Source organism: Denitromonas ohlonensis (assembly GCF_007625205.1).
In the GTDB taxonomy this organism is placed as follows: domain Bacteria; phylum Pseudomonadota; class Gammaproteobacteria; order Burkholderiales; family Rhodocyclaceae; genus Nitrogeniibacter; species Nitrogeniibacter ohlonensis.
Map to the genome: position 1 here is coordinate 81,893 of NZ_VMNI01000002.1, position 24,630 is coordinate 106,522.

The 24,630-nt window shown below is 62.4% G+C and carries 18 protein-coding genes and 1 tRNA gene; 4 read left to right on the forward strand and 15 right to left on the reverse strand.

The window, feature by feature from the left end; genetic code table 11:
• Positions 1-5 precede the first annotated feature (5 nt).
• Positions 6-2,063, reverse strand: a complete 2,058-nt coding sequence (uvrB, locus tag FHP89_RS01165; protein WP_144176631.1) for an excinuclease ABC subunit UvrB — start codon at positions 2,061-2,063, stop codon at positions 6-8.
• A gap of 133 nt (positions 2,064-2,196) precedes the next feature.
• Here uvrB and FHP89_RS01170 point away from each other — a divergent pair, with 133 nt between their 5' ends.
• Complete coding sequence (locus FHP89_RS01170; RefSeq protein WP_144176632.1) at positions 2,197-3,405, forward strand: amino acid aminotransferase; 1,209 nt, start codon at positions 2,197-2,199, stop codon at positions 3,403-3,405.
• Between the two features lie 66 nt (positions 3,406-3,471).
• Here the strand turns inward: FHP89_RS01170 and FHP89_RS01175 are convergent, their stop codons facing one another.
• Positions 3,472-4,809, reverse strand: a complete 1,338-nt coding sequence (locus tag FHP89_RS01175) for an AsmA-like C-terminal region-containing protein (RefSeq protein WP_186300273.1) — start codon at positions 4,807-4,809, stop codon at positions 3,472-3,474.
• A 99-nt stretch (positions 4,810-4,908) separates the two neighbouring features.
• On the opposite strand from FHP89_RS01175, the gene FHP89_RS20885 reads away from it, so the two are divergent.
• From FHP89_RS20885 to moaA, 3 genes are all read left to right on the forward strand, one after another.
• On the forward strand, positions 4,909-5,223 hold the full coding sequence (locus FHP89_RS20885; protein WP_186300274.1) for a hypothetical protein: 315 nt from the start codon (positions 4,909-4,911) through the stop codon (positions 5,221-5,223).
• A gap of 264 nt (positions 5,224-5,487) precedes the next feature.
• Positions 5,488-5,563, forward strand: a tRNA-Asn gene (locus tag FHP89_RS01180).
• Positions 5,564-5,756: 193 nt separating this feature from the next.
• Complete coding sequence (moaA, locus tag FHP89_RS01185) at positions 5,757-6,794, forward strand: GTP 3',8-cyclase MoaA (protein ID WP_186300275.1); 1,038 nt, start codon at positions 5,757-5,759, stop codon at positions 6,792-6,794.
• Positions 6,795-6,872: 78 nt separating this feature from the next.
• On the opposite strand, the gene FHP89_RS01190 is transcribed toward moaA, so the two are convergent.
• From FHP89_RS01190 to FHP89_RS01250, 13 genes are all read right to left on the reverse strand, one after another.
• Entirely contained in the window at positions 6,873-7,382 is a 510-nt protein-coding gene (locus FHP89_RS01190; RefSeq protein ID WP_144176635.1) for a hypothetical protein, read from the reverse strand.
• Positions 7,379-8,797 carry a DNA recombination protein RmuC gene (locus tag FHP89_RS01195; protein ID WP_449240210.1) on the reverse strand — a complete coding sequence of 473 codons (1,419 nt, stop codon included), beginning with the start codon at positions 8,795-8,797 and terminating at the stop codon, positions 7,379-7,381. The genes FHP89_RS01190 and FHP89_RS01195 overlap by 4 nt, the downstream gene beginning before the upstream one ends.
• 48 nt (positions 8,798-8,845) lie before the next feature.
• On the reverse strand, positions 8,846-11,329 hold the full coding sequence (locus tag FHP89_RS01200) for an ABC transporter permease (protein WP_144176636.1): 2,484 nt from the start codon (positions 11,327-11,329) through the stop codon (positions 8,846-8,848).
• A gap of 7 nt (positions 11,330-11,336) precedes the next feature.
• Positions 11,337-12,503 (reverse strand): M20 aminoacylase family protein, encoded by a 1,167-nt coding sequence (locus FHP89_RS01205; protein ID WP_144176637.1) that lies wholly within the window; start codon positions 12,501-12,503, stop codon positions 11,337-11,339.
• A gap of 20 nt (positions 12,504-12,523) precedes the next feature.
• Positions 12,524-14,554, reverse strand: coding sequence for an ATP-dependent DNA helicase (locus FHP89_RS01210; protein WP_260851434.1), 2,031 nt, complete (start codon positions 14,552-14,554; stop codon positions 12,524-12,526).
• Positions 14,547-15,452 carry a hypothetical protein gene (locus tag FHP89_RS01215; protein WP_144176638.1) on the reverse strand — a complete coding sequence of 302 codons (906 nt, stop codon included), beginning with the start codon at positions 15,450-15,452 and terminating at the stop codon, positions 14,547-14,549. Before FHP89_RS01215 ends, FHP89_RS01210 begins: the two co-directional genes overlap by 8 nt.
• Positions 15,427-16,539, reverse strand: a complete 1,113-nt coding sequence (gene zapE / locus FHP89_RS01220; RefSeq protein ID WP_144176639.1) for a cell division protein ZapE — start codon at positions 16,537-16,539, stop codon at positions 15,427-15,429. Before zapE ends, FHP89_RS01215 begins: the two co-directional genes overlap by 26 nt.
• 98 nt (positions 16,540-16,637) lie before the next feature.
• Positions 16,638-18,068: a dihydrolipoyl dehydrogenase gene (gene lpdA / locus FHP89_RS01225; protein WP_144176640.1), complete on the reverse strand. Its 1,431-nt coding sequence runs from the start codon at positions 18,066-18,068 to the stop codon at positions 16,638-16,640.
• 54 nt (positions 18,069-18,122) lie between these two features.
• Complete coding sequence (gene odhB / locus FHP89_RS01230) at positions 18,123-19,304, reverse strand: 2-oxoglutarate dehydrogenase complex dihydrolipoyllysine-residue succinyltransferase (protein ID WP_144176641.1); 1,182 nt, start codon at positions 19,302-19,304, stop codon at positions 18,123-18,125.
• Between the two features lie 40 nt (positions 19,305-19,344).
• Positions 19,345-22,173, reverse strand: a complete 2,829-nt coding sequence (locus FHP89_RS01235; protein ID WP_144176642.1) for a 2-oxoglutarate dehydrogenase E1 component — start codon at positions 22,171-22,173, stop codon at positions 19,345-19,347.
• Between the two features lie 155 nt (positions 22,174-22,328).
• Positions 22,329-23,624: a citrate synthase gene (gene gltA, locus FHP89_RS01240; protein ID WP_144176643.1), complete on the reverse strand. Its 1,296-nt coding sequence runs from the start codon at positions 23,622-23,624 to the stop codon at positions 22,329-22,331.
• A 37-nt stretch (positions 23,625-23,661) separates the two neighbouring features.
• On the reverse strand, positions 23,662-23,919 hold the full coding sequence (locus FHP89_RS01245; RefSeq protein WP_144176644.1) for an FAD assembly factor SdhE: 258 nt from the start codon (positions 23,917-23,919) through the stop codon (positions 23,662-23,664).
• On the reverse strand, positions 23,916-24,626 hold the full coding sequence (locus FHP89_RS01250) for a succinate dehydrogenase iron-sulfur subunit (protein ID WP_144176645.1): 711 nt from the start codon (positions 24,624-24,626) through the stop codon (positions 23,916-23,918). Before FHP89_RS01250 ends, FHP89_RS01245 begins: the two co-directional genes overlap by 4 nt.
• Positions 24,627-24,630: the final 4 nt, after the last annotated feature.

A 24,630-nucleotide genomic window follows, 5' to 3' on the forward strand; every position in this document is an offset into this window, starting at 1 on the left:
CCTCCTCAGATTTCATCATGTCGATCAGCGCCAAAGGCCTGACTGCGCAGGCGGAACAGCTCATCGCGCAACTTGGCGGCCTCTTCAAACTCCAGATTGCGCGCATGGGTCTGCATCTGTTTTTCAAGCTGCCGAATGGCGCGTGCCAAGGCCTTCTCGTCCATGGCCGCATAGTCGACTGGCGCCGCCTTGCCGGTCGCTTTTGACACATCATCCTGTGGCGCATAGACGCCGTCGATGATGTCCTTGATGCGCTTCACCACCGACGCCGGCGTAATGCCGTGCTCAAGATTGTAGGCGGTCTGTTTTTCTCGACGTCTTTCGGTTTCGGCCATTGCCCGGCGCATGGATTCGGTAATCACATCCGCATAGAGAATCGCGGTGCCGTGCACATGGCGCGCCGCGCGACCAATGGTCTGGATCAGCGCGCGCTCGGATCGCAGGAAGCCCTCTTTATCGGCGTCCAGAATGGCTACCAGTGACACCTCGGGAATATCGAGACCTTCACGCAGCAGATTAATGCCGATCAGTACATCGAATACGCCGAGTCGCAAATCCCGGATGATCTCGACCCGCTCGACGGTCTCGATATCCGAGTGCAGGTAACGCACCCGGATACCGTTCTCGAGCATGTAGTCGGTCAGGTCTTCGGACATGCGTTTGGTGAGCGTGGTGACCAGCACCCGTTCGGTCTTGTCGGTTCGCCGCTTGATTTCACTGAGCAAATCATCAACCTGGGTGACCGCCGGACGCACCTCGATCATCGGATCAACCAGCCCGGTCGGACGCACCACTTGCTCGATGACCTGGGCCTGGTGTTCGGCTTCGTACTTTCCGGGTGTCGCCGACACGAACAGCGTCTGCGGCATCATCCCCTCGAATTCTTCGAACTTGAGCGGGCGATTGTCCATGGCCGAGGGCAGCCGGAAGCCGTAGCCGACCAGATTTTCTTTGCGCGACCGGTCGCCCTTGTACATGGCGCCGACCTGCGGAATGCTCACATGGGACTCATCGACGAACAGCAGCCCGTCCGGCGGCAGATAGTCGATCAGGGTCGGCGGCGGCTCGCCGGGCGCGCGACCCGACATGTGGCGGGAGTAGTTCTCGATGCCCTTGCAGAACCCCAGCTCGTTGAGCATTTCGAGGTCAAAGCGGGTGCGCTGCTCGATCCGCTGCGCTTCAACCAGCTTGGCGCCGTGCTGAAAAAATTCGATCCGATCGCGCAGCTCGGTCTTGATGCCTTCCATGGCCTTCAGAACGGTCGCACGCGGCGTGACGTAGTGACTTGAGGGATACACCGTGAAGCGCACCAGTTTGTGCTTGAGATGGCCTGTGAGGGGGTCGAACAGCGTGAGATGTTCAATCTCTTCATCAAACATCTCCACCCGTACCGCAAGTTCGGCGTTTTCGGCAGGAAAGATATCGATCACATCACCGCGCACCCGGAACGTGCCCCGCCGGAAATCGATGTCGGCCCGCGCGTACTGCATGCTCACCAGACGCTGGAGCAGGTCACGATGCGCCGTGCGCTCGCCTTCGCGCAGATGCAGCACCATGCTGTGATAATCGACCGGGTCACCAATACCGTAAATGCATGACACCGTGGCCACGATCACCACATCGCGCCGCTCCATCAGGCTCTTGGTGGCGCTCAGGCGCATCTGCTCGATGTGCTCGTTGATGCTGGAGTCTTTCTCGATGAACAGATCCCGCGACGGCACGTAGGCCTCGGGCTGGTAGTAATCGTAGTACGACACGAAATACTCCACCGCGTTTTCGGGAAAAAACTCCTTGAACTCGGAATACAACTGCGCCGCCAAGGTCTTGTTGTGCGCCAGCACCAGGGCCGGTCGGCCACAGCGGGCGATCACGTTGGCCATGGTGAAAGTCTTACCCGAACCGGTCACGCCCAACAGCGTCTGGTACATCAGACCGTCCTGAACGCCCATCGTCAGTTGCTCGATGGCGTTAGGCTGGTCGCCCGCCGGCTCAAACGGCCGGTGCAGCCGGAACGGACTGCCTTCAAAGGTCAATAGGCGATCGGAATTCGTCGACTTCGTCATGCTAGAATTTTCGCCTTGTGCGCACAGGTCAATCTGTGTGCCATGAGTGAACATAGTTTTCGATTATTTCGCGTCGCCCCGGTCGGCGCAACTCACCCAGGGTGGCCAAGCGCCACCCACAGATGGAGCGAACATGACCTCGTCGATCTTTGCTGCGGTAGAAATGGCTCCGCGCGATCCGATCCTCGGCCTTAACGAAGCCTTCCAGGCGGACACCCGTGCCGAAAAAGTTAACCTCGGCGTTGGCGTGTATTACGACGACAACGGCAAAATTCCGCTCCTGGCGGCGGTCAAGATCGCCGAAGAGCAGCGTCAGAAACTGGCACCGCCGCGTGGCTATCAGCCCATCGAAGGCGCCGTCGCCTACAACAAGGCCGTTCAGACCCTGCTGTTTGGCGCCAATTCGGCCTTGGTCGATGCCGGCCGTGCCGTCACCATCGAAGCGCTGGGCGGCACCGGCGCCCTGAGAGTCGGCGCCGACTTCCTGAATCGCCTGGACCCGAAAGCCAAGGTTTACATCAGCGATCCGAGCTGGGAAAACCACCGCGCCCTGTTCGAAGCCGCCGGCTTCGAGGTCGGCACCTACCCGTACTATGACGCCAGCACCCGCGGCGTCAACTTCAGCGCGATGCTCGAGGCGCTCAATGGCTACGCAGCCGGCTCGATCATTGTCCTGCACGCCTGCTGCCACAACCCCACCGGCGCCGACCTCACGCTCGCGCAATGGCAGCAAGTGATTGATGTCATCCGCTCGCGCAACCTGGTCGCCTTCGTCGACATGGCCTACCAGGGTTTTGCCGACGGCATCGAAGCAGACGCCGCGCCGCTGCGTCTGTTTGCCGATTCGGGTCTGGAATTCTTCGTTTCGAGCTCCTTCTCCAAGTCGTTCTCGCTGTATGGCGAACGCGTCGGCGCACTGACCGTGGTCACCGCCGATCGCGAGACGTCGGCCCGCGTGCTCTCGCAGGTCAAGCGCGTCATCCGCACCAACTACTCCAACCCGCCGACGCATGGTGGCATCGTGGTCGCCACCGTACTGTCCGACCCGAACCTGCGTGCGCAATGGGAAGACGAACTGGCCGGCATGCGCGACCGCATCCGGCTGATGCGTACCCAACTGGTCGAACGTATTGCAGCCGCTGGCGTCACGCGGGACTTCTCCTTCGTCATCCAGCAGCGCGGCATGTTCTCCTTCACCGGCCTGACCGCCGCACAGGTCGAACAGATGAAAGACGCGCATGGCATCTACGCCGTGTCGACCGGTCGCATCTGCCTGGCAGCGCTCAACAGCAAGAATATCGATGCCGTCGCCAAGGCAATTGCATCCGTCATCGCAAGCTGACGCTATCGCAAGCATCAACAAAAACGGCGCCCTCACAGGCGCCGTTTTTATTACGACTCACAACTTTCAGCGCAAACTCCCCGGCACCACCGGCACCTCCAAAGACGCGCCGGGCGTTTCCGGGCCCAAGCTTGCTTCGAACGCATCGACGCCGACGGCTGGCGCAGCCGGGGCCTCAACGACCGGCGGCGGTAAACGCGCTTCCAGCGTCGGCGCGGCAAGCGAACCACCGATATCCACAGGCAAACGAACGCGCCGATCGCCCCGGCCAACCACCGTCGTCAGCGCGCCAGACAGCGACTCCAGCGCCCCGATCTTGAATGTGCCGCTCGCCTCGAGCGCGCCGGCCTCCAGGCGGGACACCTTGACTTCCAGCGACTCCGCCTTGCGCGTCAGCGTCCCGGACATGGTCTCGAAGCGGGTCTCTCCGCCCTGAATTTTTCCACTCCCGCGCTCACGCATCGCCGCACCCAGATCGATACCGCCCAGCGCGCCGTTGGTGACATCAAAACGCCCATTCACACTCGACGCATAACGGATCTCCGATGGATGCGCGGCAACACCCCCCAACGTAAAGGCGCCCGACACGGATCCGCTCAAACGAACGCTGCTGCCCAAGCGCTTCAGCAAACCTTCTGCATTGATCTGGCTAAGCGCGACCTCCGCGGTCATCCGCGTATTGTCTTCCCAAACCAGCTTGGCCGAGCCAGACAGCTTGCCATCGAGCGCGCTCGCACCAAAACTGCTCACATCAAAGCCCTCATCACTGAGCCGGCCAACGACTTGCATCGTGTTGAACGGAATCTGTGAAAAGACCGGCAACACCTGGTTTACTGCCACCGCGTCGACGCGCAAGGCATCGCCGTCTCCGGTCGCCGTCACCGACAAACCGCCCAGGGCATCACGCAGCGTCGCGGTCGCGCCGTTCTGGTCGTGCGTAACGCTGCCCGACAGCAGCGCCCACTGCTCGCCCCCAGCCGTCACGCTCAAGCGCTCAAACAGCGTCTCAACCACCGCCGACGAACGCGCGGGCATCGCCAAGACCCGGGCAAAGGCCGAAGGCGTACCCCGCAGCTCGGTGATCTTCACCGTGACGCGCCAATCCACCGCACGCAACGAGGCCGGCCAATCCGGGATCAGATAGACCTCCGACGCGCGCAAAGACGGAATGGCCTCGACCCGCACATCACTCAGTTGCAAGGAACCGCCGCCCGCAAAGGACGCCCGCAGGCCGCCAAAACGCACCGAAGTGCCCAGCTGGTTACTCATGGCCGATTCGACGTCGGCCCGATAGCGTTCTGGCAGCAAGAAAGCAGCAACCACCAGCGCACCAATCAAAAGAAACGCAGCGATCGGCAACAAACCCCGCCAAAGCCGCTCGACGAAGAAGCCCAACGCGATCATGCCCCCCCGGGTGCTATCGCCCAAGCGCGGACTCACCACCAGGGCAGGCGGCTCGTCTGTGATCGGCTTGTCGCGTTCGGACTCACCCACCACCGGCTCTTGCACCCCGTCGGGGTCAATCGGCTCGTCGAGCCCGGGGATCTCCCCCTCGGGCTCAATGCGCTCGTCTTTGACGCTTTGCGCGCCAGCGCCGGCGGCAACTTCGTCCGTGTCAACCTCCGCCACATCGATGACTTCTACCGCTGGAGCCTCGGGCGGCGCTTCAACGACGACAAGCAAGGATTCGGCGGCTTCGTCGTCAGGATCCGGCTCTGCTGTGAGCATGGCCGCAGACGCATCAGCCGCGGCCGATTTGGCTTGAATCAAACCCTCACGCAGCAATTCACTCACCGCCGGATCAATCGCCAGCGATGAGCCAAAGCGTCGCTTCATCTCGCGGACGGTAATACGCCCATCGATCAACAGCAGCGTCGCACGCAGCTCATGCGAACTGATCGAGCGGGGCTGTTTCGCCCTCGCATCACCGAGTTCCGTCTTGACGTAGACTGTGTCTTCAAAGTTCATAGCGGGTCGCAGCGGGGGCCCTCTGGCACATTAGTCGGATGGCATTTTGACACAAAAATCGTAAAAGACGTTGACAGCGGTTTTTGGCATTCCTATAATTCGCGCTTCTCCAGTTCCCCGATAGCTCAGTTGGTAGAGCAACGGACTGTTAATCCGTGTGTCCCTGGTTCGAGCCCAGGTCGGGGAGCCAAGAATACAAGGGGTTGTCGCTTAGCGACAGCCCCTTTTTCTATTCCGCCGGCAAGCGTATCAGATCGACACGATCTGCTGCTCACCCATGCTTCGGGTTTGCGGGAAATACACACCGGATTTGCCCACGGACAAGACCCCACAAGCACCGTCTGCTATAACATCGGCAAGTGATCACAAAGCCGATGAATCCGATGTCCGCCACTTCGATCGACACAGCCGAGCCTTTCAAACTCACCGATCAACGCGGTCGCCCAGTGCGCGACCTGCGCATCTCGGTCACCGACCGCTGCAATTTCCGCTGTGTGTATTGCATGCCCCGCGCGGTCTTTGGCAAAGACTACACATTCCTCGCACGCTCCGAACTCCTGAGCTTCGAAGAAATCGTCCGCATTGCCCGCATCTTTGTCGCCAACGGCGTGCGCAAAATCCGCATCACCGGCGGCGAGCCTCTGTTGCGTCGGAACGTTGATCAATTAATCAAGGCGCTCGCCGCCCTGCCCGAGGTCGAGGTCACCCTTACCACCAATGGTGTGTTGCTGCCGCGCATGGCCCAAAAACTGGCCGATGCCGGCCTGCGCCGGGTCACGGTGAGCCTGGACGCGCTTGACGACGAAATATTCAAAAAGATCAACGACGCCGACTTCCCCGTCGCCGATGTGCTCGCCGGCATCGAAGCCGCGCGCGACGCCGGGCTGATGCCCGTCAAAGTGAACATGGTGGTCAAGCGCGGCGTCAACGATCACCAGATCGTCGACATGGCGCGCCACTTCAAGGGCTCGGGCCACATCCTGCGCTTCATCGAATTCATGGATGTCGGCGCCTCCAACGGCTGGCGCCTGGATGACGTGGTGCCATCGCGCGAAGTCATCGACCGCATCCACGCCGTCTTCCCGCTCGAATCCTCCCAACCGAACTACACCGGCGAAGTCGCCGAACGCTGGCGTTATCTGGATGGCGACGGCGAGGTCGGCGTCATTTCTTCGGTCACACAAGCCTTCTGCAGCACCTGTACGCGCATCCGCCTGTCGACCGAGGGCAAGCTCTACACCTGCCTGTTTGCCAACGAAGGACACGAGCTGCGCGCCCCGCTGCGTGGCGGCGCCAGCGACGAAGAACTGGCCGCCATCATCCACCGCACCTGGCAGGCCCGCAGCGACCGCTATTCGGAAATCCGCACTGAGAACACGCACGAACTCAAGCGCATCGAGATGTCCTACATTGGTGGCTAAAGGCCTCCACGCAAACGCCACTGCGGGCGCTTTGACAGTTCAAGCTTGAGGCCACGGTGGAGCTTCGTCGCTCAGCGCCTACTGCACCGACGTTATGTCGCGAACAGCACGCAGTTTCAGCCAGTCTCCACCACCAGCACCCTCCCCCTCAATCGTCACCGAAAAAATGGCAGTTTGTGGTGTAAACGGTTTTTCTGATGCTGGAGTGAAGTCACCGTGCCAACGATTGTGCATTTCGGCATGCACCACTTTGCCTTGATAGCGAAAAACCATCAGCATCTCCGAGTCATCCACTGACTCGGCGGTGATCACGGATTTGCATGCCGCTGACATCAGGTCCAGGCGCCTGCAAACGCCATCCGTTGGTTGATAGGGTCCAAACAGGAAAAACTCATCCCACTGAAATGTGGTGAGCATCGCCAGTTCAATACGTGTGCTTTTCTTGTCGCGCAACGCGTTTTTCAATGCCCAACCGACGTCGCCGGTTTTCACATACCGATAGACCTCATCGCAGGCGGACAGGCTCAGGGTGAGCAGGATGACGAACACCGCCCGCATGGCAGATCGACCCGGCGTGGTCGCGATCAATTGCCTTCCGCGTCGTCGGCGCCTTCACCGAGATCCTCGGGCAACTCGTCCAACTGGGCCGATTCGATCTTCTGGAAATGCGCAGTGATCTTGCGTGAGCTGACCTGAACGTCCTTGACGTCCTTGCCGGCCTGCTCGATATGCCGGGCCAGCGCCTGCATGCGATCGTCGAAGCGGTGAAAGTCCTTGGCCAGCTTGGACAGCGCGTCCTTGATCACATGAATCTGTTTGCGGGTTTCAACATCCTTGAGCACCGCACGCGCGGTATTGAGCACTGCCATCAAGGTGGTGGGCGACACAATCCACACTCGCCGCTCTTGCGCATACGCCACCACTTCCGGGTGGTAGGCGTGGATTTCGGCAAACACCGCCTCGGCGGGCACGAACATCACCGCACCATCCGAGGTTTCACCCGGAATGATGTACTTGCTGGCAATGGCATCCACATGGCGCTTCACATCGAGACGGAAGGCGCTTTGTGCCGCGCGTCGATCAGACTCCCCCACACCGATCTCGAACATCCGGTGATAGTTCTCCAGTGGAAACTTGGAATCGACCGCGACCCGGCCCGTGGGCTCAGGGAGTGTCAGCAAGCAATCGACCCGCACATTGCCCGACAGCGTGGCCTGAAACTCGAAACCATCCGGCGGGAGTGAGTTGCGCACCAGCGCTTCAAGTTGCACTTCGCCGAAGGCGCCGCGGGCGCGCTTGTCGCCAAGCAACTCCTGCAGGCTCACCACGTTGGTCGTCAGACCATCGATTTTCTTCTGCGCTTCGTCGATGGTCGCCAGGCGCGCCATCACATTGGTAAAGGTTTCGTTGGTCTTCTTGAAGCCTTCGTCGAGGCGCTGATGCACCTGGCCGGTGATCGCCTCCAGGCGCTCGTTCACCGTCCGGTTAAGCGCCTCGCTGCCCTTGGCCATCTGCTCAGAGGCGCTACGCAAACCGTTCTGCAACAACTCGCGGTCGGCGCGCGCGTGTTCGCCCAGACGCGCCAGCGTCTGCTCGATCATTTCGCTGCGCAAGCGGGCGTTGGCGGCTTGCAGGCCGCTGTTCAGGTCGTTCAGGCGAAGCTGCATTTCGCTTCGCTGATCGGCCAGCTGCGTCTGCATGAGTGATTGCAGGCCGTGCATGGCATCGCGCGTCAGGCGAAGCTCGCCATCCACCCGGGCACGCAGGCGCTCGCCCTGCATCTCGCTGACTTCGGTCAAACGATCGGCCTGGCGTCCAAGGCCGCCATGCAGATCACCGAGCATCTCGCGGTGTTGTGCTTCCAGCGCACCGTGCACGGCACCTACGAGCTGCCCGGGCAGCTCGGATTCAAGACGACGCACCCGCAGGATCAACACCAGCACCGCCACCAGCAAAACCAACAGGGCGGCGATCAATGCGTACTGAATCTGTTGCTCGGTCACTGCGCTATCCACCGGAAAAAAGAGGGCGAGTATAGCAGTGGCATGGACTCAAACCGCCTCGCGCAAGAGCTGCAAGGGCGACTGACTCAAGAGCCGGCCGGCGCCGAGCCAACCAACCAGCATGACCCCCAACGCACCGACGAGCGCTCCGACCAGCACCGGCCCCGGCGCCGGCGCGTAGGGCATGTCGAATACCCGCACCGCCAACAGCCAACCCACCAGGCTGGCGCCGATACCCGCCAGCGCCCCGGCCGCGGCGCCCATGGCGGCAAACTCGACCAGCAGGCTCTGCTTGAGTTGCCGCGCCCGCGCGCCGAGCGTACGCATGACGGCGAACTCGCGTGCTCGCTCGTCGCGCGTCGACTGCAGCGCGGCGAACAGCACCACCACGCCGGCAATCACCGCGAAACCGAACACCAGTTCGACGATGGTGATCAATTTGTCGATCATCGCCTCGACCTGCCCCATCACCGCGCCCACATCAATCACCGAGATATTCGGGAAGGCGCGGATCAGCGCCAGGGAAAATTCCTGCGCCTCGCGCGGCAAATAAAAACTGGTGATCAGACTGGCCGGGAACTGATCGAGCACGCCCGGCGAGGCGAGGAAAAAGAAATTCACCCGCATGGAGTCCCAGCGCAGGCTGCGCTGGCTGGTGACCGGCGCGGTGACCTGCTGACCGGCCACATCGAAGGTCACCGAATCACCCACCGACACCCCCAGCGACTTGGCCACGCCGGCTTCGACCGAAAAGGCAGGGCCGGCGGCGCCATGCCATCGCCCTTCATCGAGCACGTTGCCCAGCGGCAGCGCGGTCGAATACGAGAGGTTGAACTCCCGCTCTGCCAGCCGTCGGGCCCGATCATCGGCATAGCCCTCGGGTGCCACCGCCTTCCCGTTGATCGCCATCAGTCGGCCGCGGATCATCGGCATCAAGTCGGGCTCAGGCTGCCCGGCCTCGCGGAAGAACGCGAGAAAGGCCTGCTGCTGATCGGGCTGAAGATTGATCACGAAGCGATTCGGCGCGTCGGGCGGCACGGTGTCTCGCCAGGCCGACAGCAGATCGGCGCGCACCAGCGTGAGCAACAAGAGCGCCATCAATCCGAGGCCCACCGCCGTGGCCTGGATCACCTGGCTGCCCATGCGCCGCCTGAGCGCCAGCAAACCCTGCCGCCACCCACCGCCGACCGCCAGCGCAAAGCGCGCCAGCAACGCAAAGCCGACGCCGCTCAAGGCGGCAAAGCCGCCGAGCGCCGCCAGGAAGCCGGCCGAAATCCAGGCGCCCAGCGTGAAATCATTGGCCACCCACAAAATGATCGCGACCAGCACGGCAAGGCCGCTGGCCCAGGCGGCACGCGCCGGACCGACGCCCTCCCCCAGTTCCCGGCGCATGACACGCAGACTCGGCACCCGCGCCAGCCCGATCAGATGCGGCAGCACAAAGCCGAGCAACAAGGCGAGGCCAACCACCAGACCGTGCATCACGGGGAGGATCGACGGCGCCGGCAAGGCCACGCGCAAGACCTCACCGAGCCCGTCGGCCAGCAAGGCCTGAAAGGCCCAACCCAAGGCCACGCCAATGACTGACGACACCACGCCGAAGACCACGAACTCAAGCAAGAACAACTGGATCAGCTGCGCCTGCCGGGCGCCGAGGCAGCGCAGCACGGCACAGCCATCGAGATGGCGTGCCATGAAGCGCCGGGCGCTCAGGCCGATGGCAACGGCCGCCAGCACCACCGACAGACTGGCGGCGAGGCGCAGAAAACGCTCTGCGCGCTCCAGCGCAACGCGCACTTCAGGGCGGGCATTGTCGATCGATTCGATGCTTTGGCCACGCGCGAGGATGGCCGTCGCGCGTTCGCGAAACTGCGCCACGGCAGCCGTCTCACCCGCCACATGCAATCGATAGGACACGCGCGAGCCGAGCTGGATCAGGCCGGTGGCCGGCAAGTCGGCGGCGTTGACCATGACCCGCGGCAACATGCTGAAGAAGTTGGCGCCGCGATCGGACTCAAAGGTGAGCACACCGCCGATCTTCATGCTTAACAGACCGAGCTGAACGGTGTCGCCCACCGACACGCCAAGCGCCGCGATCACCCGCTCGTCGGGCCAGATCTCGCCTTGCGGGGGGATGTCAGCCACCGTCGCATCCGGCGCATTGCGCGCGGGCGCGATGCGAACACTGCCGCGCAGCGGATAGCCGTCGCCAACGGCCTTCACCGCCGCCAGCTGCACCGCGGCGTCGGTGCCGACCATGCTGGAGAACACATAGGTGTCGGCGGTCTGCAGCCCCTCGCTGCGTGCCAGTTCGCGGAACGGATCGGGCCAGGCGTGGTCGGCGCTGAGCAGCAAATCGCCACCGAGCAGCTGGTTGGCCTCGCGATCGAGACTGCGCCCGACGCGGTCCGTGAGAAAACCGACGCTGCTCAGGCTGGCGACGGCCACAATCAAGGCCAGGGCGAGCAGATGCAGCTCGCCCGCGCGCAGATCGCGCAGCAACATGCGCAGGGCAAGACGAAGAATATTCATGCCGGCATCACGCGGTGAGCAGCCGGTCGACCAGGCCCACCCAGTAACTCACGCCGGTCGGGATCACGGCATCATTGAAGTCGTAGTTGGGGTTGTGCAAGGTGCAGCCGCCCTCGCCGGGGCCATTGCCCAGCCAGACGTAGCAGCCCGGCTTTTCATGCAGAAAGTAGGCGAAATCTTCGGCGCCCATGCTGGGTTTGAGGTCGGTGCGCACCGCGCCCTCACCCACCAGCGCACCAGCCACTTCAGCACACAGCGCGGCCTCGGCGGGCGTATTGATGGTAGCGGGATAACCACGAATGTAGTTGAAACGCACGTTCACGTTGTAGGCGGCGCCGATGCCCTGGCAGATACGCTGCATCGCCGCTTCAATCTGCGACTGCACTTCGGTGGAGAATGCCCGCACGGTGCCGGTGATGCGCGCCCGGTCGGGGATCACGTTGTAGGCTTCGCCGGCATGGAACTGGGTCACCGACAGCACGGCCGGGTCGAGCGGATCGAGCGTGCGGGTGACAATGGTCTGCAAAGCCTGCACCAGCGCCGAACCGGCGACCACCGGGTCCACGCCAAGATGCGGCATGGCGGCATGCGCGCCATGGCCGAGCACGTCGATGTCGAAGCGATCCGCCGAGGCCATCACCGGGCCGGCGTGCACGGCAAAGCTGCCGGCGGGCAGACCGGGCCAGTTGTGCAGGCCAAACACGGCATCCATGGGGAAGCGTTCGAACAGGCCGTCTTCGACCATCTCGCGGCCACCGCCGTCGCCCTCTTCGGCCGGCTGGAAGATGAACACCACCGTGCCGTCGAAGTCGGGATGTTTGGCGAGGTGCTCCGCGGCGCCCATCAGCATCGCGGTGTGTCCGTCGTGCCCGCAGGCATGCATGCGCCCGGGGTGCTTCGAGTGATGCGGAAAGGTGTTGCGCTCCTGCATTGGCAGGGCGTCCATGTCGGCGCGCAGGCCGATGGCCCGCTTGGAGGTGCCGGCGCGGATCACGCCAACCACGCCGGTGCGACCGATGCCGCGATGGGTCTCGATGCCGGCGGCTTCGAGGCGATCGGCCACCAGCGCGGCGGTGCGATGCTCATCGAAAGCCAGTTCCGGGTGAGCATGGATGTCGCGGCGCAAATTGGTGAGCGCGGCGTGTTGTTGTTTGACGGCGTCGAGGATCTTCATGCGCCCTCCTGTGGGGTGATTCAGTCGGTCAGTGTAACGTCGTCGGCCGAATCCTCGCTCGGCAGCACCTCGGCGGTGACGCCGCGCGGCGGTGGCAGCGTGGCGAGGAAGGCTTCGACTTCTTCAGGCACGCGGGTGCGGCGCATCGGCGGCAGGCTGCGCCAGACGCGTTTGCCATAGGGCTTGTCGATCATGCGCGGGTCGCACACCGCGAGCACGCCGCGGTCCTGCTCGGTGCGGATCAGTCGCCCGGCGCCCTGCTTGACGTTGATGACGGCACGCGGCAGCTGGTAGGTCATGAAGGGATTGACCCCGGCTTCGCGCAGATGTTCGATGCGCGCGGCGAGCACCGGGTCGTCGGGCGGCGCGAAGGGGAGCTTGTCGATGACCACCACCGACAGCGCGTCGCCGGGCACATCGACGCCTTCCCAGAAGCTCTGGCTGGCCACCAGCACGGCATTGCCGAGTTCGCGAAAACGCGCCAGCAACTGGCTGCGTGAGCCCTCACCTTGCAGCAGCAAGGGCAGCTTGAGGCCGGCACGTTCGAGCTTGTCGCCCAGGCGCTCGTGGATGCGGCGCATGGCCCGCAGCGAGGTGCACAGCACAAAGGTGCGGCCGTGGGCGGCGCGGATCAGCGGGAAGGCGATATCGGCGACCACGTCCGGGTACTCCGGCGCGTTCGGGTTGGGCATGCCGGCCGGTGCGTACAGCACCGCCTGCTCCGGGTAGTTGAACGGGCTGCCCCAGACGGCCGTGTGCGCTGGCGGCTCCAGCCAGTTGAGGCCGAGGTCGCGGTTGTAGTGCGAAAAATCGGTACCGACGGCGAGCGTGGCCGAGGTAAAAATCCAGGCGCTGGGGTAGCGCTGCATCTGGCGGGCGAACACATTGCCGATCTCGAGCGGCGTGCTGTTGACCGCCAGCGACTGGGTGAAGACCTCGACCCAGCGCACCACCTTGGGCTCGGGCGGATGCTGCCAATGATCGAGCCGTTCGGCCATCTCTTCGAGCCGGCGCAGGCAGTTGGCCAAGCCCTCCGAGCGCTCGGCCTGGGTCTTGAGAATGGCGCCGACCTCGGCCAGCGTTTTGGCCAGCATCTCGATGGCGGGCATGAAGCCGGTGTGCTGGGCGAGTTGCTCCAGGCTGATGCGCGCGTTCTCGTCGCTGACCGACAGGCGCCAGTCGCGGGCCGCCTTTTCGAGCGTGCGGGTGCCTTCGATCAGCACCCGGCAGTCGGAGGCGCCGGCCAGCGCCTCGGCGCGCATGTCGCGCGCCAGATCGATCACCTGGGCGGTGCTGACCGACTCGCCAAAGAACAGGCTGGCGGTCTCGGGCAGCTGATGCGCTTCGTCAAACACCAGGGTGTTGCAGGCCGGCAGCAGCTCGCCCATGCCCTCGTCGCGCAGCATCACGTCGGCGAAAAACAGGTGGTGATTGACCACCACCACGTCGGCGTCCATGGCCTCGCGCCGGGCCTGCAGCACGAAGCACTCCTTGACGTTGGGGCAGTCCTGGCCGAGGCAGTTGTCGCGCGTCGAGGTGGCGGAGATCCAGGCGGCGCTGTCTTCGGGCACATCCAGGCATTCAGACTTGTCGCCGCTGCGGGTCATCTCGGCGAAACGCGTGATCTTGCGCAGGTTGGCCGCGTCTTGCGGCGTCGCGAAGCGCCCGTCGTTGGCATGGCGCGCCAGATGGTAATGGCAGACGTAATTGGCGCGGCCCTTGAGCAGCGCGATGCGCAGCGGCAGCTTGAGCGCCTTGCGCACCGTGGGCAGATCGCGCCGGAAGAGCTGGTCTTGCAGTGTTTTGGTGCCGGTCGACACCAGCACCTTGCCGCCGGACATCAGCGCGGGCACAAGATAGGCGAAGGTCTTGCCCGTGCCCGTGCCGGCTTCGGCCACCAGCACGCCCTGCTCGCGGATGGTCTGGCCGATCTTGACCGCCATTTCAATTTGCTGCGTCCGCGCGGCAAAGCCCGGCACGACTTGCGCCAGGGCGCCCTCGGGCGAGAACGCGGCTTCGACATCGCGTTGAACGCTATCGACCTCAGTCACGCACGGCTCCTGCGGAAGTCACCCGCACCCAGAACGCGGCAGTGCTCTGCGTGTCGGCGCTTGATGTGCTACCGATCGCGACCCCGCTCGACTCGGTGTCGGCGCCGGTGGTGGTGGCGCCGCCGACAGCGATCCATTCACCGAGCCGGCCTTCCACTTCGGTTTCGAGGCGCATGACTTCAATCCGTCCATCGTTTGCCAAGGCGCTGGCCTCGGGGCTCAACACCAGTCGCACCCGCTGTCCGACAACGGTCGGGCGCACCGAGACGCCCTGCCCCACCTCGCGGTAGATGGTGCCTCGCACCACCCGCGCGCCGTTGGGTTGAATGAAGACCTGGCGAAACGCCAAGGGTTCGGCGGTGCCGACAAAGAGTGTGGCCGTGCCGCCGTCGCGGGTTTCGACAAACTGGGTGCTGCCGCGATGCACGCTGCGGGTGGATTCATTCACCCCGACCTGCACGCTGCCGATCTCGATACGAGCGCCGCGCGCCGACACCTGCCCTGGAAAGCGAACGCCGACATCGCCGCTTTTGATCTCGCCACCGACACCAGCGTCAAACCGCTGCTCACTACCGCTGCGATCGCTTCGCACCTCGATGCGCAGCCGAGCGGGCGGCGTGTCGATGGCGCCGAGTACGTCGCGCAATACGCGCAGGTTGTCAGGGGTCGTGCGGATCAGCAGTTTGTCGTTGATGCCGCTGAGCTGCCCCTCGGGCGCAAGCATCGGGCGCAAGGCGGGGAGCACCTCGCCAACGCTGCGATGCTGAAGTGTGATGATGGTCAGCGGCAGTGCGCCGTGGGCGACACCACTCAGGCCGAGCACCGTGACGAACAGCAGCAGCCAATGCGAGATCCGACGCGTCAGGCGTCGCTTACTCGGTCCGGTGGGCTTCCGCAAGATAATCCCGGGTACGCATTTCCATGAGCCGGCTGACGGTGCGTACGAATTCGTTGGCGTTGTGACCTTCGCGATACAGATCATGGGCTTCGGCCTCCGCGCTCATGATGAGTTTGACCCGGTGATCGTAAAGCACGTCGATCAGCCAGGTGAAACGGCGGGCTTCATTGCTTTGCCCTGCAGCCATCTTTGGCACGCCAGACACGAGGATCGTGTGATATTCGCGGGCCAACTCTAGATAGTCGTTTTGCGAGCGCGGCCCCTTGCACAAGGCGTTGAAGTCGAACCAGATCACGCCCGGCGCAACGCGTATGGCTTCGAAGCTACGCCCCAGTACATCGATGGCCCCCGGCGCGCCTTCGACCGCAGCGATGCGGTAGAAGTCGTCGGCCATGCGCTCGCGCGCCTCGTCATCGTCGGGCACCAGATAGATCTGCAGTTGCTCCAGCGTTCGCAAGCGATAGTCGGTGCCGTAATCGACCTCGACCACATCGAAACGCTGCTTCATCAGCGCGATGGTCGGCAGGAAATTGATGCGTTGCAGGCCATTCGGATACAGCCCGTCGGGCGGATAGTTGGAGGTCATCACGAAGATCACCCCGCGCGCCAGCAAGGCGTCGAGCAGCCGCCCGAGAATCATTGCGTCGGCAATGTCGGAGATGTGGAATTCGTCGAAGCACAGCAGACGCGTCTGCTCACTCACCCGGTCGGCGATGATCTGCAGCGGATCGGGCAGATGATTGAGCGATTTGAGATCGTTCTGCACTTCCTGCATGAAGGCATGGAAATGCACCCGGCGCTTGCGCGTATAGGGCACCGCCTCGTAGAAGCAGTCCATCAAAAAGCTTTTGCCGCGCCCCACCCCACCCCAGAAATAGACGCTGCGTGGCTCAGACGGCTTTGAAAACCATTTCTTGAACAGACTGCGTCGCGCAACCTTGTAGCCGAGCAGATCGGAATACAGCGTCTGCAAGCGTTTGACGGCCGACTGCTGCGCGGGATCGGCTTCATAGCCGCGCGCGATCAGTGCCTCATTGTAGGCATCGATCATGCCGAATTCCGGGACATCAAGTTCGCGATGAGGCATGGTCAGGACGACATATCAAGTAGAAACAAAATGCACAAGGGTGAGCTCCGGGTAGCCACGCTACCCCGAACCCACCCTTGATCTTACGGCAGCGTCGCTCAGAAGTGCAGCGGACGCTTATCGACGGCCAGCGCGGCCTCGTGCACCGCTTCCGACATGGTCGGGTGAGCGTGGCAGATACGCGCGAGGTCTTCGGCCGCACCATGGAACTCCATGGCCACGACGGCTTCGGAAATCAGCTCCGAGGCATTGGCGCCGATGATGTGCACGCCGAGGATGCGGTCGGTTTCAGCGCAGGCCAGCATCTTGACGAAGCCGGTCGGTGCACCCATGCCCAGCGCACGGCCGTTGGCCATGAACGGGATCTTGCCGGCACGGTAGGCCACGCCGTCGGCCTTGAGTTGCTGCTCAGTCTTTCCGACCCAAGCAATCTCCGGCGAGGTGTAGATCACCCACGGGATGGTGTTGAAGTCGCAATGGCCGGCCTGGCCTGCCATCAGCTCGCACACCATGACAGCTTCTTCCATGGCCTTGTGCGCCAGCATCGGGCCACGCACCACGTCGCCCACCGCCCACACGCCCGGCAGATTGGTCTGGCAGTGATCGTTAACATCGACCATGCCGCGATCGGTCAGCTTGAGGCCAACGGCTTCGGCGTTCAGCCCGTCGGTGTTCGGCACACGCCCCACCGATACGATGAGCTTGTCGAACACGGCCTTCTGCGCACCGTCCTTGTCTTCGAACTCGACGGTGACCGACTTCTTGTTCTTGGCCGGCGTGACCTTGCCCACCTTGACGCCCAGCTTGACCGCCAGGCCCTGCTTGGCGAACACCTTCTGAGCCTCTTTGGCCACGTCCTGGTCGGCCGCGCCGAGGAAGCTGTCCATGGCTTCGAGGATGGTGACTTCCGCACCCAGACGACGCCACACCGAGCCCATTTCCAGGCCGATCACGCCGGAGCCGATCAGGCCGAGGCGCTTGGGCACCGCGTCTAGATCCAGCGCGCCGATGTTGTCGCAGATCAGGGTGTTGTCTACCGGAATACCCGGCAGGTGACGTGCGGTCGAGCCGGTCGCGATGATGACCTGCTTGGCGCCGATAACCTCGTCGCCCACCTTGATGTCCCAGCCATCCGCAGTCTGGCCGACAAAGCTGCCATGACCCGGCAGCATGGTGACCTTGTTCTTCTTGAACAAGCCCTTGATCCCACCGGTGAGCTGATCAACGATCTTGGCCTTGCGCGCGACCATGGTCGGCACGTCAATGCTCGGCGTCCCGACCTTGATGCCTTGGTCGGCGAAGTCGTGCGACGCTTCCTCGAACATGTGCGAGGTATGCAGCAGCGCCTTCGACGGGATGCAACCGACGTTCAGGCAGGTGCCGCCAAGACGCGGCTCGCCTTTCGGGTCGGCGTAGGGGTTGGATTCGGCGCAAGCGGCGCTGAAACCCAGTTGGGCGGCGCGGATGGCGGCCACGTAACCACCCGGGCCACCACCGATCACCAGCACATCAAATTGTTTCTTCGACATTGTTCTCTCCCTCGATGTCGACAACGGGCGCCGAGGCGCCCGCTGTATTCCTTATCAGACGTCCAGCAGCAGGCGCGCCGGATCTTCAAGCGCTTCCTTCATGGTCACCAGACCCAGCACGGCTTCGCGGCCGTCGATGATGCGGTGATCGTAGGACATCGCCAGATAGTTGATCGGACGGATGACGATCTGACCGTTCTCCACCACCGGACGATCCTTGGTGGCATGGATGCCGAGAATGGCCGACTGCGGCGGGTTGATGATCGGGGTCGACAGCATCGAACCGAACACACCACCGTTGGAGATCGAGAAGGTACCGCCGGTGAGCTCTTCCATCGTGATCTTGCCTTCTTTGGCCTTCTGGCCATATTCGGCAACTTTCTTTTCGATGTCGGCGATCGACATCTGATCCACGTCACGCAGGATCGGCACTACCAGACCACGCGGGCTGCCGACAGCGATGCCGATGTCGAAGTAGCCGTGATAGACGATGTCATTGCCATCGACCGACGCGTTCAGCACCGGGAACTTCTTGAGCGCAGCCACGGCGGCCTTGACGAAGAAGCCCATGAAGCCCAGGCGCACGCCGTGCTCTTTCTCGAACTTGTCCTTGTACTGAGCGCGCAGGGCCATCACCGGACCCATGTTCACTTCGTTGAAGGTGGTGAGAATGGCGTTTTCGTTCTTGGACTGCAGCAGACGCTCAGCGATGCGAGCGCGCAAACGCGTCATCGGCACACGCTCTTCCGGACGGTCACCGGACACGACCACTGCCGGGGCAGCCGGCGCGGCCTTGCCTGCGGCGACTGCGTCGCCCTTGGTGACACGACCACCACGGCCGGAGCCGGCGACGTCATCGGCGGCTACGCCTTTTTCGTCGAGGATCTTGCGCGCGGCCGGGCTGGCCGAACCGCCGGCTGCCTTGCTGGCGGCGGGCGGCGCGGTCACGGCCGGTGCCGGCTCGGCAGCCTTGGTGCTAGCACCGGCAGCCGCTTTGGCTTCGGTATCGATCTGGGCGATCAGGTCACCGCTGGCCACGGTCGAACCGTCGCCAAGGATGATCTTGACCAGCACGCCATCCGCCGGTGCCGGGGTTTCGAGCACGACTTTGTCGGTCTCGATGTCGATCAGGTTCTCGTCACGCGAAACGGCCTGGCCTTCTTTCTTGTGCCAGGTGACGAGCGTCGCTTCGGACACGGACTCCGACAACTGGGGGACTTTAACTTCGATCAGCATGAATTGACTCCCTCTAATGCGTGGTTTTTTCGTTGTTCGATCAATCGTTGATGGGACCGAAAGCGTTCTCAAGCACCGCTTTCTGTTGGGCATTGTGTTTGGCGTAGTAACCCACCGCAGGCGATGCCGAAGCCGGACGGCTGACGAGCAGCAACTTCTGTTTCGGGCCGAGCACGTTGATCAGGTGCTGACGCGAAGCAAACCAGTACCAGGCGCCCTGGTTGCGCGGCTCTTCCTGACACCACACCACTTCCTTGGCGTTCGGGTACTTGGCCAGTTCGGCACGGAAAGCCTCCCGCGGGAACGGGTAAAGCTGCTCGATACGCACCACGGCGATGTCCTTGATCTCCTGCTCGCGGCGATAGGCCATCAGCTCGTAGTAGATCTTGCCGGAGCACAACACGACACGCTTGACCTTCTTGGCATCCAGCTTGTCGACCTCGCCGATGACCGTACGGAAGGAGCCCTTGGTGAGCTCATCCATGGTCGACACTGCCTCTTTATGACGCAGCAGCGATTTCGGCGTGATGACGATGGCCGGCTTGCGCAGCTGACGTACCATCTGGCGACGCAAGAGGTGGAAGATCTGCGACGGCGTGCTGGGCACCAGCACCTGCATGTTGTTTTCAGCACACAGCTGCATGTAACGCTCGAGGCGGGCCGAAGAGTGCTCCGGACCCTGACCTTCGTAGCCATGCGGCAGCAACACCGTCAGACCGACCTTGCGGCCCCACTTGGCTTCGCCGGACGAAATGAACTGGTCGAACACGACCTGCGCACCGTTGGCGAAGTCACCGAACTGCGCCTCCCAAACGACCAGGTCGTCAGGCACCGCAGTGGAGTAACCATATTCAAACGCCAGCACAGCCTCTTCAGACAACACGGAGTCGAAGACCTGAATCTCGGCCTGACCATCCTGGATGTTCTGCAGCGGAATGTAGGCGCCCTCGTCCCAACGCTCACGCTTCTGATCGTGGAACACGGCATGACGGTGGAAGAAGGTACCGCGGCCGATATCCTCACCGGACAAACGCACCCCGTAGCCCTGAACCAACAAGCTGGCGTAGGCGAGGTTCTCGCCCATGCCCCAGTCGATCAGCGCTTCGCCGCGCGCCATGGCGGCACGGTCGGAAACAATTTTCTTGACCCGGGGCTGCAACTCAAAGCCTTCTGGCACCGTGCTGATCCGCTCGGCCAGACGCTTGAGCTCGACCATCGGCACGGCCGTAACGGCTTCGTCGGTGTACTCGGCCTTGAGATAAGGCGTCCAGTCCACCGCGAACTGACGGTTATGACCGGACAGCACCGGGTTGGCCAGCAGTTCGCCGCGATCGAGGTGCTCGCGGTAGTCCTGAATGATCGCTTCGGGTTCATCGGCCGCGCACACGCCTTCACGCACAAGGCGATCGGCATACAGCTTGCGCGTACCCGGGTGTAGCGCCACCTTCTTGTACATCAGCGGCTGCGTCACCATCGGCTCGTCCTGCTCGTTATGGCCGAGCTTGCGATAGCAGACGATGTCGATGACCACGTCTTTCTTGAATTCGTTGCGGAACTCGACCGCCAGCGCGGTGACCAGTGCAACGGCTTCCGGATCATCACCATTCACATGGAAGATCGGCGCCTCGACCATCTTGAAGATGTCGGTGCAATACAGCGAGGAGCGATAATCGCGCGGATCGGAGGTGGTAAAGCCGATCTGGTTGTTCACCACGATGTGAACCGTGCCGCCCGTGCCGTAGCCGCGGGTCTGCGAGAAGTTCAGCATCTCCTGGTTCACACCCTGGCCGGCCACTGCCGAGTCACCATGGATGATCACCGGCAACACCTGCGTCTTGGCCTTGTCCTTGCGACGCACCTGGCGCGCATAGACCGAGCCGGCCACCACGGGGTTGATGATCTCAAGGTGAGACGGGTTGAAGGCCAGCGTGAGGTGAACCGGACCGCCCGGAGTCATCACATCGCTCGAGAAGCCGTTGTGGTACTTCACGTCACCGGCACTCAGGTCAACTTCGGCCTTGCCTTCAAATTCGGCAAACAGGGTCGAAGGCGACTTGCCCAGCGTGTTGACCAGCACGTTCAGACGGCCACGGTGAGCCATGCCGATCACGATTTCCTGCGCACCGAGACGACCGCCGACGCTGATCACCTCATCCATGGCGACGATCATCGACTCGCCACCTTCGAGCGAGAAGCGCTTCTGGCCGACGTACTTGGTGTGCAGATATTTTTCGAGCGTCTCGGCAGCAGTCACACGGCCAAGGACGTGCTTCTTCTGCTCAACGGAAAACTGCGGCGTGCCGCGAATGCTCTCCAGGCGCGCCTGAATCCAGCGCTTCTGGGCGATATCCGAGATGTACATGTACTCGGAGCCGATCGAGCCGCAGTAAGTCTGCCGCACGGCCTCCAGAATCTCGCGCAGGCTCGCCTGCTCGCTGGAGAACGCGTGGAAAGAGCCCACATTGAACTGCTCGTTCAGGTCGGCCTCGGTGAAGCCGTAATAGGACGGCTCCAACTCCGGCACATGCATGCGCTCGCTGCGCTTGAGCGGATCAAGATTCGCCCAGCGGGTACCGAGGAAGCGATAGGCGTTGATCAACTGCAGCGTGCTGACCTGACGCTTGTTGCCGTCGCCGGAGGTAATGGTGCGCACCGGGCCACGTTTGGCGAGTTGCTCGAAGGCGTGGATGATCGGCGTATGCGCCACATCGCGCACCGCAGCGGCGGCACCCGCTTTCAGACCATCAAAATAGGTTCGCCACTCTTCCGGAACGTTTTCCGGATCGGCGAGATATGACTCGTACAGCTCTTCGACGAACGGTGCATTGCTGCCGAACAGCATCGAGGTGCTATGCAGTTGCTTCATCATCTTGGAATTCACCCGAATTCTGTTGCCTAGTCTGGTAATCGCCATCCGGCGATCACGGCCAATTGGGGCATAAGGAAAACGGGATGATCACGACAGGCGGTGATCATCCCGTGACGGACTGATTTAAGTGCTCACTTTCCCAGCCCGCATGGGTGTTACGCCCGCTGGTCGATCGCCACGACGTCGCGGCGAGCCGCGCCGACATACAACTGACGCGGACGACCGATCTTGTATTCCGGATCGGTCATCATCTCTTCCCACTGCGTCATCCAGCCCACGGTACGGGCCAGCGCGAAGATGCAGGTGAACATCGAGGTCGGGATGCCCAGTGCTTTCTGCACGATGCCGGAGTAGAAATCTACGTTCGGGTAGAGCTTCTTCTCGACGAAGTACGGATCTTCCAGCGCGATCTTCTCGAGCTCCATGGCCAGCTTGAACAGGCGGTCGTTTTCGAGGCCCAGTTCGGTCAGCACGTCGTAACAGACTTTGCGCATCAGCTTGGCGCGCGGGTCGAAGTTCTTGTAGACACGGTGACCAAAGCCCATCAGCTTGAACGGATCGTTCTTGTCCTTGGCACGGGCGATGTACTCGCTGACCTTGGAGACGTCGCCGATCTGCTCGAGCATGTTCAGGCAGGCTTCATTTGCACCGCCGTGGGACGGGCCCCACAGGCAGGCGATACCGGCCGAGATGCAGGCAAACGGGTTGGCACCGGAGGAGCCGGCCAGACGCACGGTCGAGGTCGATGCGTTCTGCTCGTGATCGGCATGCAGCGTGAAGATGGTGTCGAGCGCGTGCACCAGCACCGGGTTCGGCTTGTACTCTTCGCAGGGCGTGCCAAACATCATGTGCATGAAGTTGGCGGTATAGCCCAGATCATTGCGCGGGTACATGAAGGGCTGCCCGGTGTTGTACTTGTACGCCATCGCGACGATAGTCGGCAGCTTGGCCACCAGACGATTGAAGGACACGTTACGGTGCTCGGCGTCCTGCAGATCCAGCGCGTCGTGATAGAAGGCCGACAAGGCACCCACCACACCGACCATGACGGCCATCGGGTGTGCATCACGACGGAAGCCCGAGTAGAACTTGGTCATCTGGTCGTGCAACATCGTGTGGTTCTTGATGGTGTCTTCGAAATCGGTCTTCTGCGTCTTGTTGGGCAGCTCGCCGTTTTTCAGCAGGTAAGCCACTTCGAGGAAGTTGCAGTGCTCTGCCAGTTGCTCGATCGGATAGCCGCGATACAGCAACTCGCCTTTGTCACCATCGATAAACGTCACGGTGGACGCGCAGCTAGCGGTGGAAAGGAATCCGGAATCGTAGGTGAACAGACCGGTTTTGGCGCCCAGCGTACGGATGTCGATGACATCGTTGCCGTGCGTTCCGGTCATCACCGGAAATTCGACCGTTTTCCCATCGACCGTGAGGGTGGCGTTACGTTCATTGCTCATAACTTGTCCTTTGGCTTACCTGTTATTTTCCATCTGCCTAGGCAGAATCATCCTGTGTTCCGCTATCACGCAGCATGCTGAGGAGTGGCATCCAGCGATCTTCGGGACACGGTGCGCTTCCGTTGACCATGGCCCAGAGGTCATGGTCTTCGATATCCAGCAGGTCCTGAAGGTCGGCCAACTGAGCATCGCTCAGCTGGTCGAACCTGTTTTCAAGAAAGCGTGCGAACACCAGGTCGAGTTCCAGTAGCGCCCGACGGCAGTGCCAGCGCATGCGTCCTTTATTTGGCGTCATACCGCGCGACGCACCATCATGTCCTTGATCTTGCCAATCGCCCGGGTCGGGTTCAGGCTCTTCGGACAGACATCCACACAGTTCATGATGGTGTGGCAACGGAACAAACGATACGGGTCCTCGAGGTTGTCGAGGCGCTCGTTTGTCGCTTCATCCCGGGTGTCGGCGATGAAACGGTAGGCTGCAAGCAGACCCGCGGGGCCGACGAATTTGTCAGGGTTCCACCAGAACGACGGGCACGACGTCGAACAGCAAGCACACAGAATGCACTCGTAGAGCCCGTTGAGCTCTTCGCGCTCTTCCGGCGACTGCAGACGCTCGCGCTCCGGCGGCGGGTTGTCATTGACCAGGTACGGCTTGATCGAGTTGTACTGCTTGAAGAACTGGGTCATGTCGACGATCAGATCGCGAATGACGGGCAGCCCCGGCAGCGGGCGCAGCACGATCGGCTGCGGCAAGCTGTCGACATCGGTCAGGCAGGCCAGACCATTCTTGCCGTTGATGTTCATGGCATCGGAGCCACACACACCTTCGCGGCACGAACGGCGGAAGGACGTGGAATCGTCCTTCACCTTCAGGCGAACCAGCGCATCCAGCAGCTTCTTGTCGGACGGCTCGAGGTCGACCGAAATATCCTGCATGTAGGGCTTTTCGTCGCGGTCCGGATCGTAACGGTAGATCTTGAATTGAACGGTACGTTTGCTCATCTGT